The organism is Novosphingobium sp. Chol11, from assembly GCF_945870625.1.
Taxonomy (GTDB): domain Bacteria; phylum Pseudomonadota; class Alphaproteobacteria; order Sphingomonadales; family Sphingomonadaceae; genus Novosphingobium.
In genome coordinates, this window is record NZ_CAMBTS010000143.1 from 1 (window position 1) to 5,919 (window position 5,919).

Below are 5,919 nucleotides of genomic sequence, written 5' to 3' on the forward strand. Positions count from 1 at the left end.
TCGCGATCAATCGCCAAGGCCAGCGCTTCGCGATTGGGCGACTCCGCGAGAAAGCCCTGCGCGCCATCGATCATGATGCCGAACATGCCAATGACTGGATCTAGCTGAACATTGCCGCGCGAAAGCCCGCCGATCTGCGCCAGAGGGAGCGAATCGATCCGACCACCCAGCAAAGCATCGACATAGCCATCATTGAAGCGGGCAACGCCGCGCGCGGCGGGCACCAGCTCGACGACAAGGGTGCGGCTGCGCCTCGCAAAGCTCTCTTGCGGAGGCAGACCGCGCTGCTCCGGCGGGATCAGCGAAAGCAGCAGCTGGCCGTTCTCGCGCTTGAGCGCCATCAGCCCTGAGCCCCGCGCTGCGCGCAGCAGGCCCAGTTCTGGCTGGGCCAGCAAGGTCAGCAGATCGGGCTCGGGCGCGATCAGATCGATTTCGATTACCCGCGTGGCCATTACCCGGACTTGGGCAATCGCCATCAGATCGAGCCCAAGGGCGGTTCCCTTCAATGCGGCGAGCGCCTTCCTGAGCGCCGCCGCAGTCGTTTCCGCGGTGATCGCGGTGCCATCGGGCCAGATACCATCGCGCAGTCGGAAAATGTAACTTGCGCCATCATCCATGATGATCCAGCGCTCAGCGATGGCCGGGACCACCCGGCCCTCCTTGTCAAATCCCACCAGACCTTCGCCGGTTGCGGCGCGCAGAACTTGTCCTGCCGGGGGGAGCCGTATGCTGGCGCCTTGCAATGCGGAACGATCGCCGATGAGCGCGACGGGAAGCGGCCCTTGTGCACTTCTTCCGCAGCCTTGCGCCAGGAGGGCGAACGCAAAGAGCAGCGCTAGTCGGTGCAACCGGTTCATGCCGAGACGCTAGCAGACGCAAACCCAGAGGTCAGCGTCTGCCAAGCGGCTGGCCGAAGAAAAATGGTCAGATTTTGCGAATGCGCGACGGATCGACGAACGGCACCATCGGGCGAACGAAGCGCGGCGCGCCTTCTGCAGCGGCGGACGCGAGCGGTTCGCGGGCCACCTTTGGTTCGATATCTTCGGCAAAGGCGATGCCAAAGCGATTGTCCTGGACCCAGGCGACGAAGCCTTCGACCCAGCCGATATTGCGCAGATTAATGTCAAGCTTGAGGCCGCGCGCCACTTTGACATGGCCCTCGGCCATCATGCCGCCAGCCGAGAGGTTGCGCACTTTCACCCGGTGCTCGCCATCTTGACCGGCAAGACGCAAGTCCGCCATCAAAAACAGGCTGTCGCGACCTAGCTGCCGATGATCAACATCATTCACTGTCTGATTCCGCTTCATACGTGAACAGCGACCCACCTCCTTAACGTCCGCAAACCGGCGGGGGTGCTAAGGCCTTGGGAGTGCCAGAAATTCGTAATGCGTTTCTAAGCGGGCTTGCCAAACAAAACCTTAACCGCTTGGTAAGTTAACCAGAATTGTGCCAGCCTGTGCCGCTTTGAGACAAGGTTGCGCGGCCGCGCAAAGCACAAGTGATTACATATCGCGGGAGATTTTCTCGCGCCGTTCATGCGCTTCCTGCGCTTCCACGGTCATTGTGGCAATCGGCCGGGCGATCAAGCGGCCAATCCCAATCGGTTCCCCCGATACTTCGCAATAACCATATTCGCCTTCATCAATCCGGCGCATCGCCGAATCAATTTTGGCAATCAGCTTGCGCTGGCGGTCGCGCGTGCGCAGTTCGATCCCCCAATCGGTCTCGCTGGAAGCGCGATCATTGAGATCGGGTTCGCGGATCGGTCCGTCCTGAAGCGCGGACAACGTACCCGCCGACGCCGACAGGATCGACTTCTTCCAGGAAAGCAGCAGACGGCGGAAATAGTCTTGCTGCGCTTCGTTCATGTAGGCTTCGTCGTCGCTCGGATAATAGTCATCAGAAATTGCCCGACGCGCTTTTGATAGAACGTCGATTTCGTCACTCAAAATTTCAGCCATCCGGCCCTCCGCGTAAACGCTTGCCGACCACCGCGCACCCAGACTTCCGTCGATACAGCAGCTTGGACTTCGGGTTGCGCGGCCTATAAAGTCCACCCCGGAGCGGCACAAGCAAATCCTCGCCCGAATCCCCCGCCGCGATCGGCGCCCTTTCCCTTTTCCCCTTGCCCGGCGGGCGCATTTTCAAACCTTTTTTGGCCCGTTAACCAGTTGTTGACCAAGATTGGCGACTTTGTCCTTGCGGGCAGCCAGAGAAGGCGGCCTTGCCCAACGAGGATCAAGGCAAATGTCACAAGCATGGATCAAGCTGGTTGCTGATCACGAAGCGAACGATCAGGCCTCCATCGCCGCCCAGACGGTTGACCAGATGGTGGCCGCATGCCTTGCTGCAGCGGCAGCGGGCGACAGCGACGCGTTGTTCGATCTGGGCGTCGTCACATCGACCGGCAGCCATGGCTTGCCATGTGATCTGATCGAGGCCCACAAGTGGTTCAACCTTGCCGCGGTGCGCGGCCATGAAGAAGCCGCGCTGTGCCGCGCCGAGGTTGCCGAAGACATGACCGCACGCGAGATCGCCGAAGCGCAGCGCAGCGCCCGCGAATGGCTGCGCGCAACTGCGACTGGCGCCAACGGTCGCCACGCCGCTTAAACTTACGTTGAATTGTTTCAGCCCTTTCTGAAGGGCGTCCGTTCGCCCAGCCAAAGCTGATCCTGCGCCACGCCGCGCCGTTCGCGCTCCAGAAAATCGGCAATGGCGCGGCGGAACCCCGGGTCTGCAATATAATGCGCGGACCATGTCGGCACCGGAGCATAACCGCGTGCCAGCTTGTGCTGGCCTTGCGCGCCGGCCTCGACCCGCTTCAGCCCGAGCGCAATCGCCGCGTCGATCGCCTGATAGTAGCACAGTTCGAAGTGCAGGAACGGCTTGTCGATCACTGCCCCCCAATAGCGGCCATAGAGCGCATCTGCGCCGATGAAATTGAGCGCGCCGGCCACTGGCTGCCCGCCGATGAAAGCCATCACCAACAGCACTTTGTCCGCCATCTGCTCGCCCAGCAATGTGAAAGCCGCCCGGGTCAGATAGGGGCGGCCCCATTTGCGCGAACCGGTATCCTGATAGAACACCCAGAATGCGTCCCAGTGCTCGGGCAGGATCGCTGCGCCGGTTAGGGCGCGGATTTCCACGCCGTCCTGCGCGCGCGCGCGCTCCTTGCGCAAGTTCTTGCGCTTGTCGGAGGAGAGCACCGCCAGAAAGTCGTCGAAGCTGGCATAACCGTGGTTTTCCCAGTGGAACTGCGTGTCGGTGCGTAGCAGCCACCCGGCCTGCTCGAACAGCGGGAGCTGCGCCGGCTCGATGAACGTGGCGTGCGCCGACGATAGCTCGTTCTGCTCGCACAGCTGCTCTGCCACACGCAGCAGGGGCTCTGCGAGTTCGAGGCTTTCCCCCAGCAACAGACGCGGCCCTGTTGCAGGAGTGAAAGGAACGCTGATCTGGAGCTTGGGGTAGTAGTTTCCGCCCGCGCGGTGCCATGCGTCAGCCCAGTTGTGATCGAAGACATATTCGCCCTGGCTGTGCGTTTTCAAATAGGCCGGCAAGGCGGCCGCAGCCACACCGGCCTGGTCCTCGATCACGATGGGCAGCGGCGACCAGCCGCTGGCACCGCCGACACTGCCTGATTCCTCCAGCAGCGAGAGGAAGGCGTGGCTGGTGAACGGATTGGCGGGGCCCGCCAGCCGGTCCCACTGCGCGCAAGGGATTTCGGCAACGGAATGGTGGACCCGCGCCGTCATGCTCACGCCGCCAACACCCCTTCGACGCCCGGCCCTTCGGCAATTGGCGCATCGGCTTGTGCGGCGGCACGGGCCGCCAGTTCAGGCGAGTTCACCGTCCAAGTGAGCAGCGGCAGGCCCCGGCGGCGCAATGCGGCGGCGAACCGGCTGGGCAGATCGCGCACGTCGTAGGCAAGGAATTGCGGGCGCGCCTGCCACAAGGCCAAATGCCGCCGGGTCTGGGCAAACAGGGTGCGCTTGGCGCTTTCGGTGATAATCAACCCGCGCAGCGTATGCGGCGAATAGCGCGCAAACCAGCGCGAGACGCGCGGATCGAAGCTCATCACCGCAACCTGGCCCTGATATCCCTCAAGCACCCGGCGCACAGCAAGGCATAGCGGCACGACATGCAGATCTGGCCGGGACTTGATCTCGATCAGCAGCGGCACGTGACCGCCGATCAGATCGAGCATCTGGCGAAGGGTAGGAATGTGATCATCCCCGCCGGTCAGCGCGAGCTTGCCAAGCTGCGCCGCGCTGTAGTCGATCAACTGCCCGGTCTGGCCGGTCAGCCGCGCAAGATCCCAATCGTGGAACACCATCGCTTGCCCATCGCTGCTGCGCTGGACATCGCATTCGATGCCAAGGCCGCGCACGATCGCCTCGGTAAAGGCAGCAGCAGAATTTTCGATGACGCCGGGACCATGCAGGCCGCGATGCGCAAAGACGTTAGTTTTGAGCCATTCGACGCGAGCGCCCGGCGGCGCAGGCGCAAACCAGCGATCAAGCAGTGCGAATAGCAAATACAGCATCGATTTCTAACGCAACCCCCAGCGGAAGGACCGGCACGCCGACCGCGCTGCGCGTGTGGCGGCCAGCTTCACCGAACGCAGCAACCATCAATTCGGAGGCGCCATTGGCGACTTTGGGTTGATCCGTGAAATCATTGGTCGAGGCGATGAAGGCACCCAGTTTGACCACGCGTTCGACCCGGTCGAGCGAGCCCAACGCCGCTTTGGCCTGCGCCAGCAGCAGCAGACCGCAAGCACGCGCTGCCGCGATCCCTTCATCGAGCGAGACGGTTTCGCCCAGCCGCCCGGTGATGAACTTGCCATCGGCGAACGAGACCTGGCCCGAGACATAAAGAAACCCGCCAACCTCGACCGCCGGGACATACGCCGCGACCGGGGCCAGCGGCGCGGGCAAAGTGATGCCGAGTTCGTCCAGCTTTGCCGCAATGCTATCCATCGACTTTTGCTCCGTTCACTTGCGCCATGAGCCACGGCAGCGCGGCTGTCCATTCATCGATCCGGGCGTGAGCATGCCCGGCCTGATGCGCGCAGGCAATATGGCGAGCGATCATCGGCTCGCCGCACAAATGGAGCCGGGCGACATGCGGCGTAAGATCGGCGACGGAGCCATGATGCTGCGGCAGATCATCGATGAACACCGCGCGGCTGGGCTTGTATTCCTCGAGGATCGCTTTCAGCGCGGGGCCTTTGGGGCCGGTGTTGGTGAAAACGCGGGCATGGATGCCGACGTTTTCCAGTTGCCGGGTGCGCGCTTCCCGCCGGTCGTCGTTCAGATTGGTGAGAATGACGACTTCGGCATGTTCGGCAAGCGCATTGATCCCTTCGACCGCGCCAGCAATGGGCATTTGGCGGTGCATCTCGTTATCGAAAAACAGCCCCAGCAGCCGCCAGATATCCTTGGGTTCGACCACGCTGCCATCGTGAACATAGCGCATCGCCTGGCTGAAATCATGGTCTTGCATGCTGAAGGTGATGCCATGCTGCTCGCCCAGCCAATCGCTGTAAGGCGCGACCATATGAAGCAGCACTTCATCGCAATCGCTAATGACCAGCGGACGGTTCATGACAAGTTCTCCCGGGCGGCGATGAGGGTGGCAGGGTCTATTTCGAGCGCATCTGCCGCCGCGACAAGATCTGCTTCGTGATTCGCCAGAAAATCTAGGACAGCGGCGAGCATCGCCGGATCATTGAGGCCATCCCGCAGCGTTTCGGGCGTAAGCCCGGTGAGCGCGAGGAAACGTTCCGCCCGGTCGCCATCGGTTAGCACCCACCCGAGCGCCTGAAGCGCCAGTGCCGCTGAATCGGGAACGGAAGCGGGCTTACGAATGATTGTCAGGACCTTTCAGGGTCAATAGGAGAGATTTCTGGCCTGCAG

The 5,919-nt window shown here is 62.3% G+C and carries 9 protein-coding genes; 1 reads left to right on the forward strand and 8 read right to left on the reverse strand.

Features of this window, described 5'->3' with window-relative positions; translation table 11 throughout:
* From Q0O40_RS15010 to dksA, 3 genes are all read right to left on the reverse strand, one after another.
* Positions 1–857, reverse strand: an 857-nt coding sequence (locus tag Q0O40_RS15010) for an ABC transporter substrate-binding protein (RefSeq protein WP_295531663.1), incomplete at its 3' end; no start/stop codon positions are given.
* 67 nt (positions 858–924) lie between these two features.
* Positions 925–1,308 carry a PilZ domain-containing protein gene (locus Q0O40_RS15015; protein ID WP_295531666.1) on the reverse strand — a complete coding sequence of 128 codons (384 nt, stop codon included), beginning with the start codon at positions 1,306–1,308 and terminating at the stop codon, positions 925–927.
* 195 nt (positions 1,309–1,503) lie between these two features.
* A complete protein-coding gene (gene dksA, locus Q0O40_RS15020) occupies positions 1,504–1,962 on the reverse strand; it encodes an RNA polymerase-binding protein DksA (RefSeq protein ID WP_295531679.1) in 459 nt (152 codons plus the stop codon).
* A 367-nt stretch (positions 1,963–2,329) separates the two neighbouring features.
* Between dksA and Q0O40_RS15025 the strand changes: the two genes are divergently transcribed.
* Positions 2,330–2,611: a hypothetical protein gene (locus Q0O40_RS15025; protein ID WP_295531682.1), complete on the forward strand. Its 282-nt coding sequence runs from the start codon at positions 2,330–2,332 to the stop codon at positions 2,609–2,611.
* Between the two features lie 17 nt (positions 2,612–2,628).
* On the opposite strand, the gene Q0O40_RS15030 is transcribed toward Q0O40_RS15025, so the two are convergent.
* The 5 genes from Q0O40_RS15030 to Q0O40_RS15050 are packed head-to-tail and all read right to left on the reverse strand — an operon-like array spanning position 2,629 to position 5,811.
* Positions 2,629–3,753 (reverse strand): GNAT family N-acetyltransferase, encoded by a 1,125-nt coding sequence (locus Q0O40_RS15030; protein ID WP_295531684.1) that lies wholly within the window; start codon positions 3,751–3,753, stop codon positions 2,629–2,631.
* 2 nt (positions 3,754–3,755) lie between these two features.
* On the reverse strand, positions 3,756–4,544 hold the full coding sequence (locus Q0O40_RS15035) for a glycerophosphodiester phosphodiesterase family protein (RefSeq protein ID WP_295531669.1): 789 nt from the start codon (positions 4,542–4,544) through the stop codon (positions 3,756–3,758).
* Positions 4,516–4,980, reverse strand: coding sequence for a RidA family protein (locus Q0O40_RS15040; RefSeq protein ID WP_295531672.1), 465 nt, complete (start codon positions 4,978–4,980; stop codon positions 4,516–4,518). Before Q0O40_RS15040 ends, Q0O40_RS15035 begins: the two co-directional genes overlap by 29 nt.
* On the reverse strand, positions 4,973–5,608 hold the full coding sequence (locus Q0O40_RS15045) for an HAD family hydrolase (protein ID WP_295531675.1): 636 nt from the start codon (positions 5,606–5,608) through the stop codon (positions 4,973–4,975). Before Q0O40_RS15045 ends, Q0O40_RS15040 begins: the two co-directional genes overlap by 8 nt.
* Complete coding sequence (locus Q0O40_RS15050) at positions 5,605–5,811, reverse strand: DUF3572 family protein (protein ID WP_367183761.1); 207 nt, start codon at positions 5,809–5,811, stop codon at positions 5,605–5,607. The genes Q0O40_RS15045 and Q0O40_RS15050 overlap by 4 nt, the downstream gene beginning before the upstream one ends.
* Positions 5,812–5,919: the final 108 nt, after the last annotated feature.

Bases quoted from the DNA above. Each gene is read 5' to 3' on its own strand.
- Q0O40_RS15040 (WP_295531672.1), bottom strand. From the start codon at position 4,980: ATGGATAGCATTGCGGCAAAGCTGGACGAACTCGGCATCACTTTGCCC.
- Q0O40_RS15035 (WP_295531669.1), bottom strand. From the start codon at position 4,544: ATGCTGTATTTGCTATTCGCACTGCTTGATCGCTGGTTTGCGCCTGCG.
- Q0O40_RS15025 (WP_295531682.1), top strand. From the start codon at position 2,330: ATGGTGGCCGCATGCCTTGCTGCAGCGGCAGCGGGCGACAGCGACGCG.
- Q0O40_RS15030 (WP_295531684.1), bottom strand. From the start codon at position 3,753: ATGACGGCGCGGGTCCACCATTCCGTTGCCGAAATCCCTTGCGCGCAG.
- Q0O40_RS15045 (WP_295531675.1), bottom strand. From the start codon at position 5,608: ATGAACCGTCCGCTGGTCATTAGCGATTGCGATGAAGTGCTGCTTCAT.
- Q0O40_RS15015 (WP_295531666.1), bottom strand. From the start codon at position 1,308: ATGAAGCGGAATCAGACAGTGAATGATGTTGATCATCGGCAGCTAGGT.
- dksA (WP_295531679.1), bottom strand. From the start codon at position 1,962: ATGGCTGAAATTTTGAGTGACGAAATCGACGTTCTATCAAAAGCGCGT.